Origin of the sequence: Pseudomonas sp. N40(2020), assembly GCF_014472415.1 — a bacterium.
In the GTDB taxonomy this organism is placed as follows: domain Bacteria; phylum Pseudomonadota; class Gammaproteobacteria; order Pseudomonadales; family Pseudomonadaceae; genus Aquipseudomonas.
Genome location: NZ_JACSZV010000002.1, coordinates 86182 through 112414 on the forward strand (window position 1 = coordinate 86182; position 26233 = coordinate 112414).

The 26233-nt window shown below is 57.9% G+C and carries 26 protein-coding genes and 4 tRNA genes; 24 read left to right on the top strand and 6 right to left on the bottom strand.

Annotated features, from left to right (window positions below; genetic code table 11):
* Window positions 1–14: 14 nt before the first annotated feature.
* The 11 genes from IAI51_RS01895 (at window position 15) to IAI51_RS01945 (ending at window position 10650) form a co-directional block, all read left to right on the top strand.
* Entirely contained in the window at window positions 15–575 is a 561-nt protein-coding gene (locus IAI51_RS01895; RefSeq protein ID WP_187676942.1) for a CvpA family protein, read from the top strand.
* A gap of 41 nt (window positions 576–616) precedes the next feature.
* Window positions 617–2122, top strand: coding sequence for an amidophosphoribosyltransferase (gene purF / locus IAI51_RS01900; RefSeq protein ID WP_086793216.1), 1506 nt, complete (start codon window positions 617–619; stop codon window positions 2120–2122).
* A gap of 80 nt (window positions 2123–2202) precedes the next feature.
* Window positions 2203–3414 carry an O-succinylhomoserine sulfhydrylase gene (locus IAI51_RS01905; RefSeq protein WP_187676943.1) on the top strand — a complete coding sequence of 404 codons (1212 nt, stop codon included), beginning with the start codon at window positions 2203–2205 and terminating at the stop codon, window positions 3412–3414.
* Window positions 3411–4187, top strand: coding sequence for an SDR family oxidoreductase (locus IAI51_RS01910; protein ID WP_187676944.1), 777 nt, complete (start codon window positions 3411–3413; stop codon window positions 4185–4187). Before IAI51_RS01905 ends, IAI51_RS01910 begins: the two co-directional genes overlap by 4 nt.
* Before the next feature lie 90 nt (window positions 4188–4277).
* Window positions 4278–4353: transfer RNA gene (locus tag IAI51_RS01915), tRNA-Val, on the top strand.
* A 55-nt stretch (window positions 4354–4408) separates the two neighbouring features.
* Window positions 4409–4485 (top strand) — tRNA-Asp (locus IAI51_RS01920).
* 93 nt (window positions 4486–4578) lie between these two features.
* Window positions 4579–4655: transfer RNA gene (locus IAI51_RS01925), tRNA-Asp, on the top strand.
* Between the two features lie 420 nt (window positions 4656–5075).
* On the top strand, window positions 5076–7907 hold the full coding sequence (locus IAI51_RS01930) for a xanthine dehydrogenase family protein molybdopterin-binding subunit (RefSeq protein ID WP_187676945.1): 2832 nt from the start codon (window positions 5076–5078) through the stop codon (window positions 7905–7907).
* Window positions 7900–8439: a (2Fe-2S)-binding protein gene (locus tag IAI51_RS01935; RefSeq protein ID WP_187676946.1), complete on the top strand. Its 540-nt coding sequence runs from the start codon at window positions 7900–7902 to the stop codon at window positions 8437–8439. The genes IAI51_RS01930 and IAI51_RS01935 overlap by 8 nt, the downstream gene beginning before the upstream one ends.
* Before the next feature lie 2 nt (window positions 8440–8441).
* On the top strand, window positions 8442–9677 hold the full coding sequence (locus IAI51_RS01940; RefSeq protein ID WP_187676947.1) for a c-type cytochrome: 1236 nt from the start codon (window positions 8442–8444) through the stop codon (window positions 9675–9677).
* A gap of 1 nt (window position 9678) precedes the next feature.
* Complete coding sequence (locus IAI51_RS01945; RefSeq protein ID WP_187676948.1) at window positions 9679–10650, top strand: XdhC family protein; 972 nt, start codon at window positions 9679–9681, stop codon at window positions 10648–10650.
* A gap of 46 nt (window positions 10651–10696) precedes the next feature.
* Here IAI51_RS01945 and IAI51_RS01950 read toward each other — a convergent pair whose 3' ends face one another.
* Entirely contained in the window at window positions 10697–11980 is a 1284-nt protein-coding gene (locus tag IAI51_RS01950) for an NAD(P)/FAD-dependent oxidoreductase (RefSeq protein ID WP_187676949.1), read from the bottom strand.
* 183 nt (window positions 11981–12163) lie between these two features.
* On the opposite strand from IAI51_RS01950, the gene IAI51_RS01955 reads away from it, so the two are divergent.
* Both IAI51_RS01955 and IAI51_RS01960 read left to right on the top strand, forming a co-directional pair.
* Window positions 12164–12240, top strand: a tRNA-Val gene (locus IAI51_RS01955).
* A 481-nt stretch (window positions 12241–12721) separates the two neighbouring features.
* On the top strand, window positions 12722–13177 hold the full coding sequence (locus IAI51_RS01960) for a DUF2214 family protein (RefSeq protein WP_187676950.1): 456 nt from the start codon (window positions 12722–12724) through the stop codon (window positions 13175–13177).
* 226 nt (window positions 13178–13403) lie between these two features.
* On the opposite strand, the gene csrA is transcribed toward IAI51_RS01960, so the two are convergent.
* On the bottom strand, window positions 13404–13598 hold the full coding sequence (csrA, locus tag IAI51_RS01965; protein ID WP_003179932.1) for a carbon storage regulator CsrA: 195 nt from the start codon (window positions 13596–13598) through the stop codon (window positions 13404–13406).
* A 250-nt stretch (window positions 13599–13848) separates the two neighbouring features.
* Between csrA and IAI51_RS01970 the strand changes: the two genes are divergently transcribed.
* A complete protein-coding gene (locus tag IAI51_RS01970) occupies window positions 13849–14217 on the top strand; it encodes an SPOR domain-containing protein (protein ID WP_187676951.1) in 369 nt (122 codons plus the stop codon).
* An 87-nt stretch (window positions 14218–14304) separates the two neighbouring features.
* Entirely contained in the window at window positions 14305–15216 is a 912-nt protein-coding gene (locus IAI51_RS01975) for a siderophore-interacting protein (RefSeq protein WP_187676952.1), read from the top strand.
* Window positions 15217–15271: 55 nt separating this feature from the next.
* Here IAI51_RS01975 and IAI51_RS01980 read toward each other — a convergent pair whose 3' ends face one another.
* The 3 genes from IAI51_RS01980 to IAI51_RS01990 all read right to left on the bottom strand — a co-directional run bounded on the left by IAI51_RS01980 (window position 15272) and on the right by IAI51_RS01990 (window position 17522).
* Window positions 15272–15961 (bottom strand): endonuclease, encoded by a 690-nt coding sequence (locus IAI51_RS01980; protein ID WP_187676953.1) that lies wholly within the window; start codon window positions 15959–15961, stop codon window positions 15272–15274.
* A gap of 4 nt (window positions 15962–15965) precedes the next feature.
* On the bottom strand, window positions 15966–16235 hold the full coding sequence (locus IAI51_RS01985; protein WP_187676954.1) for a DUF1654 domain-containing protein: 270 nt from the start codon (window positions 16233–16235) through the stop codon (window positions 15966–15968).
* Window positions 16236–16433: 198 nt separating this feature from the next.
* Window positions 16434–17522, bottom strand: a complete 1089-nt coding sequence (locus IAI51_RS01990; protein ID WP_187676955.1) for an asparaginase — start codon at window positions 17520–17522, stop codon at window positions 16434–16436.
* Between the two features lie 349 nt (window positions 17523–17871).
* Here IAI51_RS01990 and IAI51_RS01995 point away from each other — a divergent pair, with 349 nt between their 5' ends.
* From IAI51_RS01995 to IAI51_RS02030, 8 genes are all read left to right on the top strand, one after another.
* Window positions 17872–18318: a hypothetical protein gene (locus IAI51_RS01995; protein ID WP_187676956.1), complete on the top strand. Its 447-nt coding sequence runs from the start codon at window positions 17872–17874 to the stop codon at window positions 18316–18318.
* Between the two features lie 199 nt (window positions 18319–18517).
* On the top strand, window positions 18518–19474 hold the full coding sequence (locus tag IAI51_RS02000) for a sugar ABC transporter substrate-binding protein (RefSeq protein WP_187676957.1): 957 nt from the start codon (window positions 18518–18520) through the stop codon (window positions 19472–19474).
* A gap of 56 nt (window positions 19475–19530) precedes the next feature.
* Window positions 19531–21084, top strand: a complete 1554-nt coding sequence (locus IAI51_RS02005; RefSeq protein WP_187676958.1) for a sugar ABC transporter ATP-binding protein — start codon at window positions 19531–19533, stop codon at window positions 21082–21084.
* Window positions 21081–22058 carry an ABC transporter permease gene (locus IAI51_RS02010; protein ID WP_187676959.1) on the top strand — a complete coding sequence of 326 codons (978 nt, stop codon included), beginning with the start codon at window positions 21081–21083 and terminating at the stop codon, window positions 22056–22058. The genes IAI51_RS02005 and IAI51_RS02010 overlap by 4 nt, the downstream gene beginning before the upstream one ends.
* Window positions 22059–22061: 3 nt before the next feature.
* Window positions 22062–23081, top strand: a complete 1020-nt coding sequence (locus IAI51_RS02015) for a LacI family DNA-binding transcriptional regulator (RefSeq protein WP_187676960.1) — start codon at window positions 22062–22064, stop codon at window positions 23079–23081.
* 24 nt (window positions 23082–23105) lie between these two features.
* The gene (gene rbsK / locus IAI51_RS02020) at window positions 23106–24023 is read left to right on the top strand and encodes a ribokinase (RefSeq protein WP_187676961.1); all 918 of its coding nucleotides are present in this window, start codon (window positions 23106–23108) and stop codon (window positions 24021–24023) included.
* Window positions 24020–24424 carry a D-ribose pyranase gene (rbsD, locus tag IAI51_RS02025; protein ID WP_187676962.1) on the top strand — a complete coding sequence of 135 codons (405 nt, stop codon included), beginning with the start codon at window positions 24020–24022 and terminating at the stop codon, window positions 24422–24424. The genes rbsK and rbsD overlap by 4 nt, the downstream gene beginning before the upstream one ends.
* Before the next feature lie 31 nt (window positions 24425–24455).
* Entirely contained in the window at window positions 24456–25484 is a 1029-nt protein-coding gene (locus IAI51_RS02030) for a nucleoside hydrolase (protein ID WP_187676963.1), read from the top strand.
* 35 nt (window positions 25485–25519) lie between these two features.
* On the opposite strand, the gene IAI51_RS02035 is transcribed toward IAI51_RS02030, so the two are convergent.
* Window positions 25520–25726 (bottom strand): hypothetical protein, encoded by a 207-nt coding sequence (locus IAI51_RS02035; RefSeq protein WP_187676964.1) that lies wholly within the window; start codon window positions 25724–25726, stop codon window positions 25520–25522.
* A gap of 132 nt (window positions 25727–25858) precedes the next feature.
* On the opposite strand from IAI51_RS02035, the gene IAI51_RS02040 reads away from it, so the two are divergent.
* Window positions 25859–26164, top strand: a complete 306-nt coding sequence (locus IAI51_RS02040) for a hypothetical protein (protein WP_187676965.1) — start codon at window positions 25859–25861, stop codon at window positions 26162–26164.
* Window positions 26165–26233: the final 69 nt, after the last annotated feature.

A 26233-nucleotide genomic window follows, 5' to 3' on the forward strand; every position in this document is an offset into this window, starting at 1 on the left:
ATGTAGGCTGCACTGTGCCATTTACCTGGGTTGACTGGGCGATCGTTGCAATCATCGCCATCTCCGCTTTGATCAGTTTGAGCCGCGGCTTCGTCAAGGAAGCATTATCGCTGGTGACCTGGATCATCGCAGGAGTCGTCGCCTGGATGTTCGGTGGCTCACTGTCCGAGTACCTCGCCGGATACATCGAAACCCCATCGGCTCGCGTGATCGCGGGCTGTGCCATCATGTTTGTCGCCACACTGATCGTGGGCGCAATGATCAATTATCTTATCGGCGAGTTGGTTCGCGTCACCGGGTTGTCCGGGACCGACCGATTCCTGGGCATGGCCTTCGGCGCTGCGCGTGGCGTGTTGCTGGTGGTCGTGGCAGTCGGGCTGTTGAGCCTGGGGCCGGTACAGCAGGACGGGTGGTGGAAAGATTCACAGCTCGTGCCAAAGTTTCTATTGGTCGCCGACTGGTCCAAAAACCTGATTCTCGGGTGGAGCAGTCAGTGGCTTGCCAGCGGAATCAGCGTACCCGCTGATATTCCGTTCAAGGAACAGCTCTTGCCGTCGGCGAAAACGCCACAGTGAGTGTTGTTCAGTTCAGATCCATTAAGTAGAGGTTGCGTCGCATGTGTGGCATCGTCGGTATCGTCGGTAAGTCGAACGTCAATCAGGCGCTGTATGACGCGCTAACCGTGCTCCAGCACCGCGGCCAGGACGCTGCCGGTATCGTGACCAGCCATGATGGCCGGTTGTTCTTGCGCAAGGACAATGGCCTGGTGCGTGACGTGTTTCATCAGCGTCATATGCAGCGTCTGGTCGGCCATATGGGTATCGGCCACGTCCGCTACCCGACAGCGGGCAGCTCGACTTCGGCCGAAGCCCAGCCGTTTTACGTCAACTCGCCTTACGGCATCACTCTGGCGCATAACGGTAACCTGACCAACGTTGAGCAGTTGGCCAAAGAAATCTACGAATCCGATCTGCGTCACGTCAACACCAGTTCCGACTCGGAAGTGCTGCTCAACGTGTTCGCTCACGAGCTGGCCCAGCGCGGCAAGCTGCAACCGACCGAAGAAGACGTGTTTGCTGCGGTGACCGATGTGCACAACCGTTGCGTCGGCGGTTACGCGGTAGTAGCGATGATCACCGGTTACGGCATCGTCGGTTTCCGCGACCCGCACGGCATCCGCCCGATCGTGTTCGGCCAGCGTCATACCGACGAAGGCGTCGAGTACATGATCGCCTCGGAAAGCGTTTCGCTGGACGTGCTCGGTTTCACCCTGATTCGCGACCTGGCGCCGGGCGAAGCGGTCTACATCACTGAAGACGGCAAGCTGCATACCCGTCAGTGCGCGACCAACCCGTCCCTGACCCCGTGCATCTTCGAGCACGTCTATCTGGCGCGTCCGGACTCGATCATCGACGGTGTGTCGGTGTACAAGGCTCGTCTGCGCATGGGTGAGAAGCTTGCCGAGAAGATCCTGCGCGAGCGTCCCGAGCACGACATCGACGTGGTCATCCCGATTCCGGACACCAGCCGCACCGCAGCGCTGGAGCTGGCCAATCATCTGGGCGTGAAATTCCGCGAAGGTTTCGTCAAGAACCGTTACATCGGCCGTACCTTCATCATGCCGGGCCAGGCTGCCCGCAAGAAATCGGTGCGCCAGAAGCTCAACGCCATCGAGCTGGAATTCCGCGGCAAGAACGTGATGCTGGTGGATGACTCCATCGTGCGCGGCACCACGTGCAAGCAGATCATTCAGATGGCCCGCGAAGCCGGCGCGAAAAACGTCTACTTCTGCTCGGCTGCTCCGGCAGTGCGCTTCCCGAACGTCTACGGCATCGACATGCCGAGCGCTCACGAGCTGATCGCCCACAACCGTTCGACTCAGGACGTGGCTGATCTGATCGGCGCAGACTGGCTGATCTATCAGGACTTGCCTGACTTGATCGAAGCGGTCGGTGGCGGCAAGATCAAGATCGAGAACTTCGATTGCGCGGTGTTCGACGGCAAGTACGTCACCGGCGACGTCGACGAGGCTTATCTGGACAAGATCGAACAGGCACGCAACGATGCCTCGAAGGTCAAGACCCAGGCGGTCAGTGCGATCATCGATCTGTACAACAACTGAGTTTCTACCGGCCCTGAGGGGCCGGTTTTGTATCTGGCAAAAGACTTTTATTTATTTAGAACAGGGCGAGGAGTGACAGCATGAGTCAGGAATGGGATGCCGGTCGGCTGGACAGCGATCTCGAAGGCGTAGCGTTCGATACCCTGGCCGTACGTGCCGGTCAGCACCGTACGCCGGAAGGCGAGCACGGTGATCCGATGTTCTTCACCTCCAGCTATGTGTTCCGCACCGCTGCTGACGCGGCCGCGCGGTTTGCCGGGGAAGTGCCGGGCAACGTTTACTCGCGTTACACCAATCCGACCGTGCGCGCGTTCGAAGAGCGCATCGCCGCGCTGGAAAGTGCCGAGCAGGCAGTTGCGACTGCGACCGGTATGGCCGCGATCATGGCTGTGGTCATGAGCCTGTGCAGTGCCGGCGATCACGTGCTGGTATCGCGCAGCGTGTTCGGTTCGACCATCAGTCTGTTCGAGAAGTACTTCAAGCGTTTCGGCGTGGAAGTCGATTACGTACCGTTGGCCGAGCTGTCGGCCTGGGATGCGGCGATCAAGTCCAACACCAAATTGCTGTTCGTCGAGTCGCCGTCCAATCCGCTGGCTGAGCTGGTGGACATCGCTGCGCTGGCGCAAATCGCTCACTCTAAAGGCGCAATGCTGGTGGTCGACAACTGCTTCTGCACGCCAGCGTTGCAGCAGCCGCTGAAGCTCGGCGCCGATATCGTCGTGCATTCTGCGACCAAGTTCATCGACGGTCAGGGTCGTTGCATGGGCGGCGTGGTTGCCGGTCGCGGCGAGCAGATGAAAGAGGTAGTCGGCTTCCTGCGTACCGCCGGGCCGACCCTGAGTCCGTTCAACGCGTGGATCTTCCTCAAAGGTCTGGAAACCCTGAACCTGCGGATGAAGGCCCACTGTGCCAATGCCCAGCAACTGGCCGAATGGCTGGAGCAGCAGGATGGCATCGAGAAAGTCCATTACGCCGGTCTCAAGAGTCATCCGCAGCATGAGCTGGCGCAGCGTCAGCAGAAGGGCTTCGGTGCGGTGGTGAGTTTTGAGGTCAAGGGCGGCAAAGAGGGTGCCTGGCGCTTTATCGACGCGACGCGGTTGATTTCGATCACCGCCAACCTCGGCGACAGCAAAACCACCATCACCCACCCGAGCACCACGTCCCACGGTCGTCTGGCGCCGCAGGAGCGTGAAGCGGCGGGTATTCGTGACAGTCTGATTCGCGTTGCGGTCGGTCTGGAAGACGTCGCTGATCTGCAAGCCGATCTGGCGCGCGGTCTGGCGGCATTGTGATCGAGTTGTCCACTCCGAAAGCCGGCACCCATGGCCGCGTTGCGCTGGTCACGGGTGCTGCGCGCGGCATCGGTCTTGGTATCGCGGCATGGCTGATCAGTGAAGGCTGGCAAGTGGTGCTGACTGACCTGGATCGTGCGCGTGGTTCGAAAGTGGCGAAAGTGCTGGGCGAAAACGCCTGGTTCATTGCCATGGACGTTGCCGATGAAAGTCAGGTGGCTCTCGGTGTGGCCGAAGTGCTGGGGCAGTTTGGCCGTCTCGATGCGCTGGTGTGCAACGCGGCGGTGGCCGATCCGCACAACATCACCCTGGAGAGCCTTGATCTGGCTTACTGGAACCGGGTGTTGGCGGTGAATCTCAGTGGGCCGATGCTGTTGGCCAAGCACTGCGCGCCGTATCTGCGGGCGCATAACGGCTCGATCGTCAATCTGGCATCGACGCGTGCCGGGCAGTCTGAGCCGGATACTGAGGCCTATGCAGCGAGCAAGGGTGGATTGCTGGCACTGACGCATGCGCTGGCCATCAGCCTTGGGCCGGAGATTCGCGTCAATGCGGTCAGCCCGGGCTGGATCGATGCGCGGGATCCGTCTGCGCGTCGGGCTGAGCCTCTGGCTGATGCCGATCATGCCCAGCATCCGGCGGGCAGGGTAGGGACGGTCGAGGATGTGGCGGCGATGGTTGCCTGGCTGCTGTCGCGCAATGCAGGGTTTGTTACCGGGCAGGAATTTGTGGTCGATGGCGGTATGACCAAGAAGATGATCTATACGGAATGACTCAATTTCGTCTTTTTTAGAAAAACTTCAATCCTGCTATTGACTTAGGTTCGCTACCTGCGTAGATTTCGCGGCCTCGGAGATGCAAACGGGTGATTAGCTCAGCTGGGAGAGCGTCTGCCTTACAAGCAGAATGTCGGCGGTTCGATCCCGTCATCACCCACCACTTCCGAGTAACTTGCTAAAGCAAGAGCGTAGGCTGAAAGTGCCTGCACCGACGCGCAGCGGTAGTTCAGTCGGTTAGAATACCGGCCTGTCACGCCGGGGGTCGCGGGTTCGAGTCCCGTCCGCTGCGCCATATTTAACGAATCAGACATGTCTGGTTCGCGATTGCAAAGCACCGAAGCTTTCAGTCAAAACGAGTTACTTGAGCGCAAGCTCAAAGCGATACGCAGCGGTAGTTCAGTCGGTTAGAATACCGGCCTGTCACGCCGGGGGTCGCGGGTTCGAGTCCCGTCCGCTGCGCCATATCTGCTTCAAGGACCCACTGAACGCCTTGAAGCACCGAAAGCAACCATTGGTTGATTCGGAATCGATAGCAAAGACCCTGGTCGAAAGACCGGGGTTTTTTGTGTCTGAAATTTGACCCTCCACTCTCTTTCTTCCTGTTCCCCCCCCATCCACTATCCAATACAGATCCCACATAGGCATGCCTGGTTATCTCTACGGAACTGCTGCGGTGCCACGTCGCATTGATTTTTTGATTCTTTAGTCAAATTTTTGTAACTGGTTGTCTGCCGCGGCCGAAGAAACCTTTAAAGTTAACCTTTCGGTCAGCTTTGCACTGTCAACACAGCTCTTTGCTTCGCCAGAAAGAGCTTCTGCAAGACTCGAGATTCCCAGTAGATAACCAGAAGGGCGGACACATAACCGCCCAGAGGATGATCCATGTCCAACCGTGAAATATCCCGGCGCTCGTTCCTCCAGGGCGGGCTGGTGGCGGGTGTGAGCGTCACGCTCACGCCGCTCAGCAGTCAGGCGCTGGCTGCCTTGATGGAAAACAGCGTGACCGTGCCGTCCGAGAAGTGGCTCGGCAACAACGGCAAGGCGCGCCAGCGTAACGATGCCTTGTCTAAAGTCTGCGGCAGCAAAGTGTTTGCCCGCGACATCCGCTCCAAGGACATGCCGGGCTGGCCTGAGCAACAAGGCCACGCCATGCTGCTGAAAACCATCAAGGCCGACCGTATCTACGAAGGTTACGATCTGTCGTGGCTCGGCGCCGACTTGCAGCCTGATCGCATCGTCACCGCTGCCGACTTGGTCAAGGACGGCATCGTGTTTCCGGAAGAGCACGCGCCGGACCCTTTGCTGCCGGAAGGCAAGGTGCCGATGTTCATCGGTCAACCGGTGGCTATCCTTATCTGGAACGACTTCGAGCGTTTCCGTCAGGCTAAGAACAAACTCAAATTCAATGACAAGGCGATTCGTTACGGTGCTCAAGTGCCGTTCTACGAAGGCGATCCCTACGGCAGCTTCCGCTACGTGCGCGTCGGCGGCCCAACCTCTGCCGATGAAGACGAGTTCGCCAGCCTCAAGGACTCGATCCTGTTCCCGATGCTGAAAAACCGTCGCCCGGTGTGGAATTCACAGCCGAACCTGCACGGTAACCTGACCGAGCGGGGTCTGTTCTACGCCGAGCGAATGAAGAAAGAGATCGACACACCACCGGACAACTGGCTGGTGTTCGACGAACGCTACAAGACCCCGTCGATCGAGCCTGCCGCCATGGAGCCGGATAACGGCAACGGTTGGTACGATCCGAAAACCAAGACTTTGCACTTCGTCGTGGCCACCCAGTGTCCACTGGAAACTGCGACCGAGACCGCGAAAATGATCGGGCCGTCGCGATTCGGGCTGACCAATCTGAACATGCACCCCGGTTACACCGTGGGTTACGGTTCCAAAGACCACAACATCTTCGTCTACTACGCAGCCCTCGCTGCGCTGTATGGCGCCGGTGTGCCGGTGCGCTTGGCCAACGACCGTTACGAGCAGTTCCAGAGCGGCATCAAGCGTCACCCGTTCGACATCCGCTACCAGTTGGCCGTGGACAAGAATGACTACAGCTTCAAGATCTTCCGCGCCGAAATGAGCGTCGACGGTGGCGGTCGCATCAACTACAGCCCATCGGTAGCTGCGGTTGGCGCTACGGCGGCGCAGTCGATCTACTACATGCCGCAGAACGACTTGCAAGTCACCGCTTACCACTCCCGTGCTGTTGAGGCGGGTTCGATGCGCGGTTACGGCACGCTGCAGAGCATGGCCTCGACCGAAATGATGGTCGACGAAATCGCCAATCGCCTCGGTGTCGACGCGATTGATCTGCGTCGCAAGAATGCTCTGCGTTCCGGCATGAAAAACACCCAGGGTGCGATCCCGGCCGGTGCCTTGCGCCTGCACGAAATTCTCGACAAGGCCTCGGTGCATGAAGTCTGGAAAAACCGCGACGCGATCAAGAAGCAGCGCGAAGCGGTCGATCCGGATAACTGGTACGGCGTTGGTTTCGCCATTTGCCAGAAAGACTTCGGCACCGGTTCCGAAGCGCCGATGGCCAGCATCGAATTCACCGCTGACGGTCGCATCACCTTGCGCCACATCGGCATCGAAATCGGCACCGGCATGTCTACTTCGCAAGCCCTGGTGGTCGCCGACTTCCTTGGCAGTCCCGCCCACGAAGTAAAGACGGGCGAAACCGAATGGAAGGAAATGCAGCTGATCACCAGCGGCAACCCATACATCATGAGCCAGGCCGAGCAGGATAATCTGCTGCGCAATCCGCGTTGGGTTGGCAAGTTGGCTTCGGCGTCGTCGGCGACCAACTCGGCTTACTACTTCAGCCACGCCACCCGCGAAGCGGCGCGTGTGTTGTTCAACCACGGCTTGTGGCCAGCGGCGCTGGATATCTGGCGTCAGGGCCCTTATGGCGGTCAGGCCAATCCTTATGTGGTGCGTCGCGAAGATGCGCATTGGGTTGACGGCAAACTCACCGCCAACGGCATGCAGCCGCTGAGCTTCGAGGAGCTGGCAAAGCGTGCTCACGAACGCGGTCTGGTCACGGGCGCCACGGTGCATGGTTTCAACCGTTGGAGCTGGGCCGAGGCCGAATACAGCATCGACGGCGTGAAAGAGCGTCTGCCGCTCGACGGTCTTGCGGTCAAATACGGCGACGGCGCACCGAAAGCCAAGCAGGCGCTGATGAGCACTGCCGGTTTCCACCTGCTGGATCGCCAGAACATCAACTATCCGGTAACTCAACTGAACAACGCGGCGGTGACTTACTACAGCCCTGTGGCCACGTTGGTCGAGTTGAAGGTCAACAAAGGCTCGGCGGAAGTCGAAGTGCTCAACCACCATTCGTGGGTCGAATGCGGTCGTGTGCTGGTCGAAGAACTGGTCAAGGGTCAGCTCGAAGGCGGCATCGCCATGGGTATCGGTCACGCGCTGATGGAAGAAATGCCGCTGTACGAAGGTGGGCCAGGGGAGGGTGACTGGAACTTCAACCGTTACCGTCTGCCGATGGCGCGCCACGTCGCGGTGTGGAAGCAGACGGCGGAAATTCTGCCGCCGCTGTCGCCAAGCGACCCGTCCAAAGGCATTGCCGAAGTGGTGATGATCCCGGTGGTCGGTGCCATCGGTAATGCCGTGGCACACGCCATTGGTAAACGTGTTCGCGATCTGCCTATCACTGCTGCGCGCATCAAGGAGGCCCTCAATGGCTAACCGTCCGCTTCAACTGACCCTTAATGGTCAATCCGTCGGCCCGGTGGACATCCCTGATGACCTGCCGATGATCGACTACTTGCACGAATACAAAAATCTCACCGGTTCGCGTCTGGGTTGTGGCCAGGGTATTTGCCACGCCTGCGTGGTGATCGTCGACAACCCGGACGGCACCAGCGAAGAAGTGCGCACCTGCATCACTGGCGCGCATTACTTCGAAGGCAAAAAAGTCCGCACCATCGAAGGCCATGCGACCCGCGATGAGCAGGGACAGGTCACTGAGCTGAATCCGATCCAGCAACGCTTCGTCGATGAATTCGCCTTCCAGTGCAGCTACTGCGCGCCGGGCTTCGTCAACGCCGCGACCGTTTTGGTTGAAAAGCTGCAACGCCAGCCGATCGTCAAAAGCAAACTGGAACAAGTCATTGAGGACAGCCTCGGTCACCACGTCTGCCGTTGTACCGGGTACGTGCGTTACTACAACGCCACCCGCAACGTGTTAACCGATCTCGGCCTGGTCAAGGAGGGTTAAGCATGAAGCTTTTAATCACCCGCCTGACCCTGGCGGTCGGGCTGGCTGCGCCGGTACTTTTTGCCCATGCCGATGATCAGGTCAAGCGCGGCGAGTACCTTGCCCGCGCCGCCGACTGCATGGCCTGCCATACCGCGCCAGGTGGCGCGCCGTATGCTGGCGGCCTGCCGATTGTGTCGCCGTTTGGCACGATTTACGGCACCAACATCACTCCGAGCAAAGAGCACGGCATCGGTTTGTATACCGATGACGAGTTCTTCGCTGCGCTGACCGTAGGCAAGCGTCGCGATGGTGCGAACCTGTATCCGGCAATGCCGTATACCTCGTATCACTTGGTGCCGCGTGAAGATTCGGACGCGATTCATGCGTACCTGAAAACCGTCGAGCCAATCGAGAGAGCGGCTCCGGTCACCAGCCTCAGCTTTCCGTTCAACGTGCGTCTGGGCCTGATGGGCTGGAACATGATGTACGGCAAAGACGTGAAACTTGAGTCTGGCGAAGGCAAAAGTGAAGCCTGGAAGCGCGGGCAATACATGGTCGACGTCCTCGGCCACTGCGGCGAGTGCCATACGCCACGCGGCCTGCCGGGCGCGATGCAGATGGACAAACGCATGACTGGCGGCATCCTCAATGGCTATCTGGCGCCGAGCCTGCTGGCCACTGATCTGGCGGCGCGCGGCTGGAATCATCAGGACCTGAGCACGTTTCTCAAGCACGGCATGAGTGCGCAAGGGACGATGTTCAACGAGATGTTCCCGGTGTTCCACAACAGCACCCAGGGGCTGAACGACACCGATCTGGCAGCGATGGCCACCTTCCTGCTTGGCGATAAACCGCCGGCAGCCAAAGCACTGGTCGAAGTGCCAGTGGACAAGCTCAGCCCAAGCGCCCAGCGCGGCCGTCAGGACTACTTGAACGTCTGCGCCGGTTGCCACGCCGCTGGTGGCGAAGGCAAGCCGCACATTGCGGTGGCCATGCGTGGCAACACCACGCTGCGACTGGAAGATCCACGCAATCTGTTGCGCGTGATCGAAGATGGTATCGGCGAACAGAAGTTCGCCGGATTCGAGCACATGCAGCCGATGCCGGGTTTTGCCGATAAGTTGAGCCCCGAACAGCTGACTGATCTGCTGAACTACCTGCGACAAGGCTGGGGCGGTCAGTCCGGTGAACTGGCGGTGACCGAGGTGCAGAAGCTGCAAGCCGAAGCGCCGTCCATTGAGCACAAGGCGCACTGACATGCAGCATCTTGATCTACAAGTGGTGCGACGGGCACTGGAGTGGTCGGTGGCGGGGCGGCGAATCTGGCTCTGCACCGTGCTGACCACTTATGGCTCGGCACCGCGTGCGCCGGGTTCGCTGCTGGCAGTGAATGATGGCGGACTGTGGATCGGGTCGCTGTCCGGCGGTTGCGTCGAGGAGGATTTTCTCGAGCGCGTCGCCGAAGGTGCGTTTCTCGATTCGGTCAACGTGGTGCGCTACGGCGAAGGCGACGATCCGCGTTCGCGGGTCAGCCTGCCCTGTGGCGGCATTCTCGATGTGCTGGTAGAGAAATTTGACGCTGACTGTGTTGTGCAGGCGCATTTGCGTGAACTGGAGTCGGCGCTGCTTGGTCAGCGTCGGCTGATTCGTGAGGTCGATCTGGCCAGTGGTGCGCGCAGTCTGTTTGCTGACCGTGAGCAGGGTGCGCGGATCGAGCGTGAGATCGATCGGGTGCGTATCCGTGTCGGCGCGGCGCAGCGCTTGTTGCTCGCCGGGTATTCCAGCGTGGCGCAGGCGTGTGCCGAGTTTGCCGTGGGATTGGGCTTCGAAGTGATTCTCTGTGACCCGCGCGATGAAGTGCTTGAAGGCGTGGTTCTCAATGGTGTGGAGATTCGTCGGCAACTGCCGTCGGTGTTCATTGCCGACGGTGGTTGCCACCGCGACACGGCAGTGGTGGCACTGACCCACGATCCGCGCATCGACGATCTGGCGATGATGGAAGCGGTACGCACCGAGGCGTTCTACATTGGTGTCATGGGTTCGCAGCAGACATCGCAGAAGCGCTTCGAGCGTTTGCGTCGTATTGGCGGGTTGGGGGAGGGCGAGTTGGCGCGGATTCATGCGCCGATTGGTCTTAACCTCGGCAGCAAGACGCCGGCAGAGATTGCCTTGGCAGTGCTTGCTGACATCCTGCGAATTCGTAGCGGGATTGCTCGTGATCAGCTCTGACAGTGTTTCACTCTCAATAAAAGGCCGCTTTTCCAGCGGCCTTTTGTTACATTCCAAACTTGTCGCGCAGTCCGTAATACCAAGCGCCTAGCGCTGCAAACGGTGTGCGCAACATTTGTCCGCCTGGGAACGGGTAGTGCGGCAGATCAGCGAACGCATCAAAACGCTCGGCCTGACCACGCAATGCCTCGGCCAACACCTTGCCGGCCAGATGCGTATAAGTCACACCATGGCCGCTGCAGCCTTGCGAGTAATAGATGTTGTCACCCAAACGCCCAACCTGAGGCAAACGCGACAGCGTCAGCAGGAAATTTCCTGTCCAGGCGTAGTCGATCTTCACGTCCTTGAGCTGCGGAAAGGCTTTGAGCATTTTCGGGCGGATGATTGCTTCGATGTTGGCCGGATCCCGTGCGCCATAAACCACGCCGCCGCCGAAGATCAGGCGCTTGTCGCCCGTCAGGCGGTAATAATCGAGCAAGTAGTTGCAGTCCTCGACGCAGTAGTCCTGAGGCAGCAGGGTCTTTGCCAGTTCATCACCCAGCGGCTCCGTGGTAATCACCTGGGTGCCGCACGGCATGGATTTGGCTGCCAGCTCCGGCACCAGATTGCCGAGGTAGGCGTTGCCGGCGACGATGATGAATTTGGCTCTGACCTTGCCTTGCGGTGTATGCACGACCGGGTTTGCGCCGCGCTCGATGCGCACGGCGGGCGATTGCTCATAGATAGTGCCGCCGAGGGATTCAACGGCGGCCGCTTCGCCGAGCGCCAGGTTCAGTGGATGTATGTGGCCACCGCTCATGTCGAGCATCCCGCCGACGTATTGATCGCAGGCGACCACTTCGCGAATACGGCGCTGATCCAGCAACTCTAATTGCGTGTGGCCGAAACGCTCCCACAGGCGTTTCTGAGATTCCAGATGGCCCATTTGTTTTGCTGTCAGTGCGGCAAACACGCCCCCGTCCTTCAGATCGCACTGAATGTTGTACTTGGCTACGCGTTCGCGAATGATCCGCCCGCCCTCAAAAGCCATCTGCCCGAGTAGTTGCGCCTGTTTAGGGCCAACGGTACGCTCGATCACGTCGATGTCGCGGCTGTAGCTGTTGACGATCTGGCCACCATTACGGCCCGACGCGCCGAAACCGACCTTGGCCGCTTCCAGTACGGTCACGCGAAAACCGTTTTCCAGCAGGAACAGGGCGGAGGACAGCCCGGTATACCCGGCGCCAATCACACAGACGTCGGTCTCCACATCATCCTGCAAGGCCGGACGTGGCGGTACGGCATTGGCCGACGCGGCGTAATAAGACTCTGGGTAAAGGGTATTCGCCATCCTGCAGCCTCTGTTTAATATATTTTACGAGTGCGCCGATCCTACCCGAGTTGAAAAACCTCCGCCAGCCACCGGAAAATCTTCTTCTCTGGCCAGAAATTAAATATTTTGCATATTCATAGGGTTAGGTGAAAAAAAGGTGTTGACACCCCTCCGGAATTCCGTAGAATGCCGCCTCACAGCAGGCACGTAGCTCAGTTGGTTAGAGCACCACCTTGACATGGTGGGGGTCGTTGGTTCGAGTCCAATCGCGCCTACCAAACAAAATCCGCTCTGCTGGGCGGTCTAGAAGGGCTCACCGAAAGGTGGGCCCTTTTTTGTTGTCTGCGATTTTAAATCTCTTTCAAAGCTCTTCGTTTCGCTCCCTTCTGATGTATTGGTTTGGGCGAGTACCGCTGTTTTTCGATGTAGATCGCTCGGAACTGAAAATTTCAACGGGTCGACTTTTTCGTCCATTAAATAGTGTTGATATTTAATGGCTTACGGATGTTACGAACCAACCGGTTATCAAAAAATCGTTGTTACCGATCGTGGAATTCAGTAACATCTGCCCCGCGTTCACCACCACGGTTTATGCATTTTTAAATCCCAAGCTTCCATCAGCTGCTTGGGATTTTTTTTGCCTGCGATTTGGCTTTCGCAGTGCTTCTCTTTGTTCCTGCGATCCTGTGCGGGCAAATCCGTACTTTTTCAGCTACTACTGACTGGCCGAATTCCAACCCTTTCCAAAGGAGTGTGTCGATGCTGGTTCACTGGTTTCTAGCGGCTATTCATCTACTGGCTTTTGCCTTGGGCTTTTGGGCCGTGCTGACGCGCGCAGCGGCGTTCAGTCGCTTGGCGGCCGGCACGGGGGAGGCCGGGCGGGTTTTGCTTGCCGATAATCTATGGGGCGTTTCTGCGTTGATTCTGCTTGTGACGGGTGGGATGCGGGCGTTCGGCGGATATGAAAAGGGCACTGACTATTATCTTCATCAGCCACTGTTCCATCTGAAGATGACGTTGTTTGTGCTTATTCTGTTGATAGAGCTTGCGCCGATGATCACGTTGGTCAAATGGCGGATTGCCTCAGCGCGGGGTGCGGCGTTCGATACCGGGCGTGCAAAGCTGTACGCACGAATCAGTCATGTCGAGGCATTGCTGCTGGTGCTCATGGTGGTAGCCGCCACAGGTATGGCGCGTGGCGTGACATTCGCTTAGCAGAGCAAATTCCCTGCGCTCTATCGGAAACGTCCGACAGCCAGCCTTGGGAATGGCGGGTAGTATCGGGCGGCAACTGGGGATGGGGTACAGCAATGAATCGGAAGGGGATTCGCGTGTCAGGCGCCGTGCCCAGCAGAGTGGGGAGCGGATGGCGATACGGCGCGTGAATCTTTAGCCAGTCATTACACGAGGCAAACGAACTGGCTACTGACTGCGAGGCGTTTCAGGGAGTTTGTGGCTTGTCCGGAGCGGTCAGGCCAGCCTGAATGCGCTGGTAAATCTCTTCACGGTGCACCGCAACGTTCTTCGGGGCATTGATGCCAATTCGTACTTGCTGGCCGCTAACGCCCAGGATAGTGATAGTAATGTCATCACCAATATTTATGCTTTCACCGACTTTGCGGGTGAGTATCAGCATGGTCTTCTCCTTGATTGCTTTGTAGGGCACCTGATTCAGACAGTGCAGAGGTCGGTGGTACGTATAGATTAGTGCGAAGTCTCATGGTTTGGGTGCCTCTTTCTGACGCGCAGATGCGGCATTAATTCCCAGGGCGTAACTATACAGAGGCTGCAATCATCAATCTCGTTGTTTTGTGCCCATTTTGCGGGGCTCGCGAAGTATTTATGAATGATAAGATCGCCGCTTTGAGATTTCCGAGGAAAGCGTTGTGCGCAAATTGGTCTGGATGGTCGCGGCACTGGCATTGGCAGGATGTGGTGAAGGCAAGAGTGTAGACGTGCAGAAGCCGAAAGCGGCGGTGGCGAGCGCTCCAGCGGTGGTCTCTGCTCCACAGTGGGATCTGGAAGTGCGCGGCGAAACCCCTCAGGCAGTCAGTGACCTGAGTGGCTGGTTGATCGAACATGCTTTCGTTCCGACAGTCATCAAGGACAGTAGCGGCAAGACGCGGATTCTGATTGGTCCGTTCAATTCCCAGGCCGAGGCAGAAGCTCGAAAGGTGCAAGTTGATGCAGCATTGGTGAAGGCCAAAAAGCAGAATGTTGAATCAGTGCTGGTTGAACATCCGCTCACGCCGTAAACGATCCATTCGGCGGAGCTGCCTAAAGGTTGTCAAACGCGATTCGTTCCTTTTGAAGTCGCCGATGATTTCCAGAAGGAGCTCCGCATGGCCTCCGCCAATCCCTACAAATTATTCGATGTCATCCTGCGTCGTAAAACGCAGTTGACCCCGCACATGATGCGGATCACGCTCAGCGGCCCGCCAGTCAATGAAATGGCTACTTGGGCGCCGGATCAACGGGTGAAGCTGTTTTTTCCTGCCGCCGACGGTTCGCAATCCAGGCTTTCCCAGAGCGAAGGCTGGTACGCTCGCTTCCGGGCGATGCTGGCGGATCGACGTCCGGCGATGCGCACTTACACCATTCGCCATTTGCGCGCCTCACAGGGTGAAGTGGATATCGATTTCGTCCTGCACGGCGAGACTGGGCCGGCATCTCGCTGGGCGCTTCGAGCGCAACCCGGTGAGTCGATGCAGATCCTCGCTCCCGACAGCCATTTCTCGGCGCAGGATGCCGGAGGATTTGAATGGAAACCGCCGCAAGTCCTCAAGCAGGTTCTGCTCGTCGCCGACGCGACGGCGCTACCGGCTGCCATGGGTATTCTGGATGAGTTGGCAGTGCTTGCCGAGCCGCCGCAAGTCCAGGCATTTTTCGAAGTCGATAGCGCACAGGACATGCTTGCCGTTCCTCATTGGCCGGGGCTGTCGGTGCAGTGGTTAATCCGCGATCAAGCGGGTGAAACGGTCACTGGAGCATTGATGGTTGAGGCGGTGCGTGAGGCAAAGCTGCCCATTCATAGGTCGGCAGCAGGGCGTGCAGTCGAGTTGGCCGATGTCGACATCGACAAGGACATTCTCTGGGAAATTGCCGAGACGGCTCCCGAAGGATTTTACGGTTGGGTTGCTGGAGAGTCTGCGGCGGTGATGAGTTTGCGCAGATACCTGATCAAGGAATACGGTATCCCTCGCGAGTCGCTCAACCTGATGGGGTATTGGCGCTACAACAAGTCTGGCAGCTAGCCACAAAAAAGGCCTCGAACATAACGTTCGAGGCCTTTCTTTTTTTGCGTTGCAATCAGCCGCAGGCTTTCATGTTCACCGGGCCGACAAATTCATTGCCGCGTCCCATCACGCACGCCACGCTTTGATTGCGCTGGCGTTCCCAGTCTTGCACCGGGTAGGTCTTGTCCCACGCCTCATACAATTGCCGATCCTGTTTCGACAAACGCAAGCCGTACTGCTTGCTCATGTAGAAATAGGTGCGGGCGATCATGCCGCGAATCGAAGGGCGAGGCATGACCTTCTTGGCCTTGAAGTCGACTTGGGTCAGGCACGAGCCGTACTGACCGGATTGCACCGGCAGCCAGCCGTAGCTGAAGTTACTGCGGTCACCGTTGACCTCGCCAATACTCGGCACCAGGTTGTGCAGGTCGGCCTCGGCCTTCTGATAGCTTGGATCGTAACGTGTGCAGTTCTTGCGTCCACCTTCCTGCCAGCATTGGCGCTGATGGCCGAACTGCCAGGCCGGTACGATGTGCTCCCACTCGATGCGCGAAGCTCGCTTGGCATTTTTGCGTGGTACGTAACCGCAAGCTTTCAGATCAACCTTGTTGCCGGTGTATTTGCACCCGCAATAAAACTCGGTGGACTGCGGCGCATACAGCTTCCAGGCGACCTTCTTGGCTTCCGTGAATGTACGAGGTGCACCCGCCTGGGCGCCCGTGGCGATGAACAGCAACAGCAAAGCAAAACAGCGGACAATCATTGAATCAATCTTCCTTCGGCACAACCCAAAAAATCTGCACGCCGCCATCGTCGCGGTAGGCGAGGGTGACGTTGTCGTTCTCGTCGATTTCCTCGAGCAGCTGTTCCCATTTATCCATCGGCTCATCCGGCAGGCGGAAGATCAGTGCGGCTTTGGCTTTTTGTGCGGTAGGGGAGTTGATGATTTTTTGAACGCGCATACCCATACGTTCATAAGCGTCAGGAGCATCAGGGGAGGTGGCCACGAGGTTATCCTTATTAAGCTGTACGTGCATACAGTATTTAACTGTAAGCGTTTTCGCAACTGCTTAAAATTCAAGAAAATCCTCTGACAGCGGTTTTCTGACTTTGGTGTGAGTTCTGTCGGTTTTTTTGTGAGAAAAATGCTTGAGTGCTGTAGGCGACGCACCGCTCGCCGAAGAGGCGAGTGGTGCGAAGGTTGCCCGACCGAGAGGTGATCGGGCGAAGGTCAATCAGTATTCCCAGAACATCCGTTGCAGCTCTTTGCTGTCGTTGGTTTTGGTCAGCGCAACCATCGCCAGAATGCGGGCTTTTTGCGGATTCAGGTCGTGAGCAACGACCCAGTCGTACTTGTCGTCAGGCTGTTCGGCGTTGCGCAGAACGAAGCCGCCAGCGTTGACGTGGGAAGAACGGATGATTTGCACGCCATCCTTGCGCAGTGCCTGCAGGGATGGAACCACGCGGGAGGACACCGAGCCGTTGCCGGTACCGGCGTGGATAATGGCTTTGGCGCCGGATTGGGCGAGTGCCTTGTAGGCGGTATCGCTCACGTTGCCGTAGGAATAGGCGATTTCTACGTCAGGAAGGCTCTTGATATTTTTGATGTCGAATTCCGAATCCATGGTGTGACGCTTGGCCGGCATGCGGAACCAGTAGGATTTGCCTTCAACCACCATGCCCAGCGGGCCCCAGGCACTTTTGAATGCCTCGGTCTTGATGTTGATCGTTTTGCTGACGTCGCGACCGGACTGGATTTCATCGTTCATGGTCACCAGGACGCCTTTGCCGCGAGCTTCCTTGCTGCTGGCCACGGCCACGGCGTTGTACAGGTTGAGCATGCCGTCCGCCGACATGGCGGTGCCCGGACGCATGGAGCCGACAACAATGATCGGCTTGTCGGTCTTCTCGACCAGGTTCAGGAAGTAGGCGGTTTCTTCCAGGGTGTCAGTGCCGTGGGTGATGACGATACCGTCGACGTCTTTGCTGTCTGCCAGTTCGGAGACACGACGACCCAGTTGCAGCAGGTTGTCGTTTGTGATGCTTTCCGAGGCGATCTGCATGACTTGTTCGCCACGCACATTGGCCAATTTGCTCAGTTCAGGAATGCCGGCAATCAATTGCTCGACACCGACTTTGGCGGCCTGATAAGTCGCGCTGTTGGCTGCGCTGGCCCCGGCCCCGGCGATGGTGCCGCCAGTGGCGAGAACCACGACGTTGGCGAGTTTGGTCTGGGTTTCGACTTCTTTTGCCTGAAGGGCGGCAGGCAGGAGCAGGAGGAGGGCCAAAGCGCCCGGAACGAAGGTGTTGAAAGCAGATTTCATTATTTTTCTCTCTAGTAGTGAGACGGTGCTGATGCAGGTTCATCTAGATTCACCCCGAGCCGATCTGAATGCCCGGGTGCAGTGAAGGGAGCAGGATCTGTACCAGCCCTACTTTGCGTCAGAGAAATGTTTAACCTTATGATTTAAATCAACATTTTGTGATCTGTAAAATTCACTGTTGATTCGTTTATCCGGGTTTCCGAACAATGCACACTTTCGCGTTCGGCTCTCCGAAAAGGACTACCGCGTCTGTCGAACAAATCGGGTTGTCGGTATCGGGTTTTCTGCTAAAGAATCCATCGCTCAGGCCGATGCGTGTTCAAGGGCACTAAATTTCTAGGGAGTTCACATGTCACTTACGGTCGGTTTTTCAAACCCTGGCGCAGTCACCATCGGCGGCAAAACCGCCGCCACAATCAGTGCACTGAGTGAGGCGGAAGAGAACGCTGCCGCCGAGGCGTCAGGTGCGGATAAAGATGACGGCAATCAAGTCAGAACCGGTGGTGCTGCCCAGGAAGAAAGTAAGGCCGAAAACGGTGATAACCTGAGTATCACCGTCAAAATGCTGCTGAAGCGGATGCAGGAATTGCAAAAGCAACTTCAGGAGCAGCAGCAGCAATTGGCTGCGGCACAGGCGGCGAGCTATCCGACACCCGAAGCCAAGGCGCAGGTGGTCATGTCCATGCAGGGGCAAATCGCTGACACCAACAGCGCGCTGTCGGAAGTCACCAATGCATTGGTCAAGGAGATGGCCAAGGACTCCAGCAGCGGTGGCCTGGTCAATACCACGGCATAAGCATCGCGGGGCGGTCAGAAGAATCGCCCTACAATAAATGACGATTTCTGATTGTTGACAAATGTCGGCGGGATTCGCATAGTTCGGTCTACGCAAACGTTTGCGCGGCTTTCCCGATGAACTATGCCGTCGGCGAAGGCGACGTAGCTTACGCCAGCGCAAGCGTTGCTCACAATAATCATAAGATCGGAGTGAACCCATGAAGCTGCCATTCGCTGGACGTCTTCTTGCTGTCGCTATGCTGGCTGCCACAGCCGCTGCACTGCCTGTCTCTTCGGCGTTCGCCGAATCCCCGGAAAAACCAAAAGTCGCGCTGGTCATGAAATCTCTGGCCAACGAATTCTTCCTGACCATGGAAGATGGCGCCAAGGCATACCAGAAAGAACACTCTGCCGAATTCGACCTGATCTCCAACGGCATCAAGGACGAAACCGACACAGCAGGGCAGACTCGCATCGTCGAGCAAATGATTCTGGCCAAGGTCAACGCCCTGGTCATCGCGCCTTCTGACTCCAAGGCCATGGTGCCGGTGATCAAGAAAGCCGTTGATGCCGGTATTACCGTGATCAACATCGACAACCAGCTCGATCCGCAAATCGTCAAAAGCAAAAACATCAGCGTGCCATTCGTAGGCCCGGATAACCGCAAAGGTGCGCGTCTGGTCGGTGAGTACCTGGCCAAACAGCTCAAGGCTGGTGACGAAGTCGGCATCATTGAGGGTGTGTCCACGACGACCAACGCTCAGCAGCGTACCGCTGGCTTCAAGGATGCGATGGAAGCGGCGCAGATCAAGGTTGTGTCCCTGCAGTCCGGTGACTGGGAGATCGACAAAGGCAACAAGGTAGCCGCTTCGATTCTCAGCGAATACCCGGATGTCAAAGCATTGCTGGCAGGCAACGACAGCATGGCTGTCGGTGCCGTTTCCGCCGTGCGGGCTGCTGGCAAGGCTGGTCAGGTGCAGGTTGTCGGCTACGACAACATCAACGCGATCAAGCCAATGTTGAAGGACGGTCGCGTACTGGCGACTGCAGATCAATATGCCGCGAAACAAGCCGTATTCGGCATCGAGACTGCGCTGAAAATCATCAAGGGCGAGAAGGTCGACAGCGGTGCCAATGGCGTGATTGAAACGCCGGTCGAGCTGGTCACCAAGTAAGTCCTCTGGCGACACAATGGCGCTCGTCCGTCCGGGCGAGCGCATGGAGATTTTTTATGTCAGTTTCCGCCCCGAACGCTGTCCTCTCGGTCAGCGGTATCGGTAAGACCTATGCGCAACCGGTGCTTGCCGGCATCGATTTGACGCTGATGCGCGGTGAAGTGCTGGCGCTGACCGGCGAGAATGGTGCCGGTAAAAGCACGCTTTCGAAGATCATTGGTGGTCTGGTCACGCCGACCACGGGCCAGATGCAATTTCAGGGCAAGGACTATCGTCCGGGCAGCCGTACCCAGGCTGAAGATCTTGGCGTGCGCATGGTCATGCAAGAACTCAATCTGCTGCCGACGCTGTCGGTAGCGGAGAACCTGTTCCTCGACAACTTGCCGAGTAACGGTGGCTGGATCAGCCGCAAGCAATTGCGAAAAGCAGCGATCGAGGCCATGGCCCAGGTTGGGCTCGACGCGATCGATCCGGACACACTGGTCGGCGAGTTGGGCATCGGGCATCAGCAGATGGTCGAAATCGCTCGCAACCTGATCGGCGACTGCCATGTGCTGATTCTTGATGAGCCGACCGCGATGCTCACTGCGCGCGAAGTCGAAATGCTCTTCGAGCAGATCACCCGATTGCAGGCTCGCGGCGTCTCGATCATTTACATTTCCCATCGTCTTGAAGAGCTGGCGCGAGTCGCCCAGCGCATTGCCGTGCTGCGCGACGGAAATCTGGTCTGCGTCGAGCCGATGGCCAATTACAACAGCGAACAGTTGGTCACGCTGATGGTCGGCCGCGAACTGGGCGAACACATCGATTTGGGGCCGCGCAAGATTGGCGCTCCGGCGTTGACGGTCAACGGCCTGACTCGCTCAGACAAAGTGCGCGATGTCTCGCTCGAAGTGCGCGCCGGGGAGATCTTCGGGATTTCCGGGCTGATTGGAGCGGGGCGCACAGAACTGCTGCGTTTGATCTTCGGTGCCGATCTCGCCGACAGTGGCACGATCGCATTGGGTTCGCCTGCTCAAGTGGTGAGCGTACGTTCACCTGTCGATGCTGTACGTAATGGCATTGCGTTGATCACCGAGGACCGCAAGGGCGAAGGCCTGCTGCTCAGTCAGTCGATCAGCGCCAACATCGCCTTGGGCAACATGCCGGAAATTTCCAGCGGTGGTTTCGTCAATAACGGTGACGAGATCTCGTTGGCGCAACGTCAGATCGCCGCCATGCGCATCCGCAGTTCCAGCCCGACACAGCTGGTGTCAGAGCTGTCCGGCGGCAACCAGCAGAAGGTCGTGATTGGCCGTTGGCTGGAACGCGATTGTTCGGTGCTGTTGTTCGACGAGCCCACGCGCGGTATCGACGTCGGTGCCAAGTTCGACATTTATGCCTTGCTCGGGGAGCTGACTCGCCAGGGTAAAGCGCTGGTGGTGGTGTCCAGTGACCTGCGTGAATTGATGCTGATCTGCGACCGGATCGGCGTGCTGTCGGCAGGGCGTCTGATCGACACCTTCGAGCGCGACAGCTGGACCCAGGATGATTTGCTTGCCGCCGCGTTCGCCGGCTACCAAAAACGTGATGCGTTGCTCAACGAAGCAGCGCCTAGGGATCTCCCATGAAAACTGCATCTCCTGCCGGCAAACGTAGTGGCAATTTTTACGGACTGGGTACCTATCTGGGGCTGGCCGGTGCCTTGCTGGCGATGATCGCGCTGTTCTCGGTCTTGAGCAGCCACTTTTTGTCCTATAACACCTTCAGTACGCTGGCCAACCAGATCCCCGATCTGATGGTTCTGGCAGTGGGCATGACGTTCGTGCTGATCATCGGTGGCATCGACCTTTCGGTGGGCTCGGTGCTGGCGCTGGCGGCATCGACGGTCAGCGTGGCCATGCTCGGTTGGGGCTGGAGCGTCTTGCCCTCGGCGTTGCTCGGCATGGCGGTAGCGGCATTGGCCGGTACCATTACCGGTTCGATCACCGTGGCCTGGCGGATTCCGTCGTTCATCGTTTCCCTCGGTGTGCTGGAAATGGCCCGTGGTCTGGCGTATCAGATGACTGGCTCGCGCACGGCTTATATCGGTGATTCCTTTGCCTGGCTGTCGAACCCGATCGCGTTCGGTATCTCGCCATCATTCATCATTGCCTTGCTGGTGATCTTCATTGCGCAGGCGGTTCTGACTCGTACCGTTTTCGGCCGTTACCTGATCGGCATCGGCACCAACGAAGAGGCGGTGCGTCTTGCGGGGATCAACCCGAAACCCTACAAGATTCTGGTATTCAGCCTGATGGGGCTGCTGGCCGGTGTCGCCGCACTGTTTCAGATTTCCCGTCTGGAAGCGGCTGACCCGAATGCCGGTTCCGGTCTGGAACTGCAAGTGATTGCCGCTGTAGTGATCGGCGGCACCAGTCTGATGGGCGGCCGGGGTTCTGTAATCAGCACATTCTTTGGCGTATTGATCATTTCGGTGCTGGCGGCCGGGCTCGCGCAGATTGGCGCAACTGAACCGACCAAACGCATCATCACCGGTGCAGTGATTGTCATTGCGGTAGTGCTCGATACTTATCGCAGCCAGCGCGCCAGTCGGCGGGGCTGAGACATGGCGACGATCAAGGATGTAGCGGCGCTTGCGGGAATTTCCTATACGACCGTGTCTCATGTGGTGAACAACACCCGCCCGGTCAGTCAGGAGGTGCGGCTGAAAGTCGAGGCGGCCATCAAGACCCTCGATTATGTACCGAGCGCGGTGGCGCGTTCGCTGAAAGCCAAGACCACTGCAACTATTGGCCTCTTGGTGCCCAACAGTCTCAACCCGTACTTTGCTGAGCTGGCGCGGGGCATTGAGGATTACTGTGAGCGTAACGGCTACTGCGTGATTCTCTGCAACTCCGATGACAACCCTGAGAAACAGCGCAGCTATTTACGTGTTCTGCTGGAGAAACGCATCGATGGTCTGATCGTCGCCTCAGCCGGTGGTGACAGTGGCCTGGCGCAAGGGCTGGCCGGTGTGAAGACGCCGATGGTGATTGTCGACCGTGGCCTGGATGGCGTGGATGCGGATCTGGTACGCATCGATCATGAATACGGCGCTTACCTCGCCACCCGGCATCTGCTGGAGCTTGGTCATCGCGACATAGCGACTATCGGCGGCCCGGCGAGCACCAGCGTCGCGCAGATGCGCCAAGCCGGATATTGCCGTGCGCTGAAGGAGGCGGGTATAGAAGTACGCCCGGCGCGCATGCTGGAAAGCGATTTCACCAGCACTGGGGGTTACAACGCAGCGGCGGTCCTGCTCGAAAAGAATCCGCCGAGTGCGATTTTTGCCGGTAACGACATGATCGGTATCGGTGTGTTGCGCGCAGCGGCAGAACGCAACGTGCGGGTGCCGACCGAGCTGTCGGTGATCGGCTTCGACGATATCCAGATGAGTCGTTACGTTTACCCGGCGCTGACCACCGTCGGCCAGTCGATCCTGCAACTGGGCGAGATGGCGGCCGAAGTGTTGCTGCGAAGGATTGCTACCCCGAGTCTGGGCAGTGATCAACGAATCGTGACCCCGAGTATTGTCTTGCGCGAGTCGACCGCGCCGCTGTCCGGCGTGTTCACCGAATACCGCTGAAACCGAATTGACGAGTAATGATGTATGCCAGCAAATGTAGTGGTAATAGGCAGCCTGAACATGGACCTGGTGACCCGGGCGCCACGGTTGCCCCGGGGTGGAGAAACACTGATCGGTCATTCGTTTACTACCGTATCTGGTGGCAAGGGCGCCAATCAGGCCGTGGCTGCTGCGCGATTGGGCGCGCAAGTGGCGATGGTTGGTTGTGTTGGCAACGACGATTACGGCGTGCAACTGCGTGACGCCTTGTTGGCTGAGCAGATTGACTGCCAGGCGGTGAGCGTTGTCGAAGACTCCAGTGGTGTTGCGCTGATCGTGGTCGATGACAACAGTCAGAACGCTATTGTGATTGTCGCCGGAGCCAACGGCGCAATGACGCCCGGGGTTATCGACCGGTTCGACCCGGTTTTGCAGGCCGCTGAAGTTGTCATCTGCCAGCTCGAGATCCCGGATGCAACGGTGGGCCATGCGCTCAAACGCGCACATGCGCTGGGCAAGACCGTCATCCTCAATCCGGCACCCGCCAGCCGTCCATTGCCGGCCGACTGGTTCGCGGCCATCGATTATCTGATTCCCAATGAAAGCGAAGCTGCCGCGTTGAGCGGCCTGCCGGTCGACTCGCTGGACACCGCGAAAAGCGCGGCGAGTCATTTGATTGCGATGGGGGCTGGCAAAGTCATCATCACTCTCGGCGCCGAGGGTTCGTTATTCGCCAACGGCAAAGGTTTCGAGCATTTCCCCGCTCCGAAAGTGAAAGCTGTCGATACCACGGCGGCGGGGGACACTTTCGTCGGTGGTTTCGCCGCTGCGCTGGCCGCTGGCAAGTCCGAGGCCGAAGCGATTCGCTACGGGCAGATTGCCGCCGCATTGTCAGTGACTCGCGCCGGTGCACAGCCATCCATCCCAACAATGTCCGACGTACAGGCCTTTAAACCCGCATGAAAAAGACTCCATTGCTCAACGTTGCGTTGTCGCGGCTGATTGCTTCCCTGGGTCATGGCGACATGGTGGTCATTGGTGATGCCGGATTGCCGGTGCCGCCTGGTGTCGAGCTGATCGATCTGGCGCTGACCCATGGTGTCCCCGATTTCGTCGGCACGCTGAAAGTCGTGCTCAGCGAAATGCAGGTGGAAAGTCATGTGCTGGCCAAAGAGATCTTCGACAAGCAGCCGACAGCGCTGATCACGCTGGACGAGTTGAATGAAGAGGGCGCCTTGGGTCGTCGAGAACTACTCAGTCACGAGCAATTCAAGGTTCTCAGCCGACAGGCACGGGCGATTGTTCGTACAGGCGAATGTCAGCCTTACTGCAACATCGTTTTGTTGGCAGGTGTTACGTTCTAACTTTCGATTTCTCATGCACAAGGAATGCGCCATGCAACGCTATGCTCAAAAACTGCATCAACTAATCCGGAGTCTGCTGCTTTTGTCAGTGATAACTGCAACCGGCGCTCATGCGGCGGAAAAAATCGACCTGATCATCGACACTGACCCGGGTGCCGACGACGTGGTCGCCTTGCTGTTCGCGCTGGCCTCGCCGGACGAACTGAACATTCGTGCGCTGACCACTGTGGCCGGCAACGTGCGCCTCGACAAGACTTCGCGTAACGCGCGTCTGGCTCGCGAGTGGGCGGGGCGCGAAGATGTGCCCGTCTATGCCGGCGCACCGAAGCCGCTGATGCGTACGCCGATCTACGCAGAGAACATCCATGGCAAGGAAGGCCTGTCGGGCGTCACTGTGCACGAACCGAAAAAAGGACTGGCCGAAGGCAATGCGGTCAATTATCTGATCGACACCCTGAAAAAAGCCAAGCCGCACAGTATCACTATCGCCATGCTTGGCCCGCAAACCAACCTGGCGCTTGCGTTGATCCAGGAACCGGAGATTGTCCAGGGCATCAAGGAAGTGGTGATCATGGGTGGTGCGCACTTCAATGGTGGCAACATCACCCCGGTGGCTGAATTCAACCTGTTTGCCGATCCGCAAGCTGCAGAAGTGGTGCTCAAGAGCGGCGTGAAGCTGACCTATCTGCCACTGGATGTGACCCACAAGATTCTCACCAGCGATGCGCGCCTGAAGCAGATTGCCGCACTCAACAATAACGCGAGCAAAATTGTCGGCGACATCCTTAACGAATACATCAAAGGCGATATGGAGCACTACGGCATTCCGGGCGGCCCGGTGCATGACGCCACCGTCGTGGCTTATCTGCTCAAGCCCGAACTCTTCACCGGTCGTTCGGTGAATGTCGTGGTTGATAGTCGTGAAGGCCCGACTTTCGGTCAGACCATTGTCGATTGGTATGGCGGCCTCAAGGCACCGAAGAATGCCTTCTGGGTGGAAAATGGCGATGCCCAGGGTTTCTTCGATCTGTTGACCGAACGCCTGAAACGCCTGAAGTAAATGAGCGACCCGCAGGTGCCAGCCTGCGGGTTTTTTTATTCTCCCTGCGCTTGTTCGACTTGCTCGTTCGGGTACCTTTCGAAAATCTGCTGGATGAAATGCTGGGCCGCTTGTGTTCCCAGATCCTTGACCAGCAGATCAATACCAATCAGCGCCAACTCTTCTGTGGTTCCCGGGCTGTAGGAGCTGTGTCCGTCGGCCCATTTGGCTTTGATGTCGGCTTCGATGCTTAGGCTGGTCATGATGAGGCTCGGAAAGTCGGGAGGTCTGTGCGTCGAGTTAACCATTTTGTCGGGCGTTTGGCACTGCGACTTAGGCATGAGCGGAGCGCTATGCGACACTTGGTCTTTTCCGGCTTATCCAAGGATTGTGCTGTGCAGATCGATTTGAGTACCCCTGACGGCCTTACCCTCGATGCAGTACGCCAATTGCTGGCGTCGGCCAGCGATGATGAGCACACGCAACTGCGTGTGACCAAGGGCGGTATCGCCTACATCTCTTCGGGGGTGACGGGCGGCCAAGACATCGACGGCCTGTTGTTTCGTCTTGAAACCTGGGCCAAGGGCTCGGGTTATGTGGGTAATGTCGCGGCCAGCGATGAAGTGTGGGTAATGCAGATCTTCAACGCGCTAAAAGAGAATTGGCCGAATCCGCCATATGACTACATAGACGTCTACTGAGCGTCGTTAATATTCAGTCACGATTGAGATATGAGGCGATGGGTGCTGCTCAGGCACACTCGGCGTTTT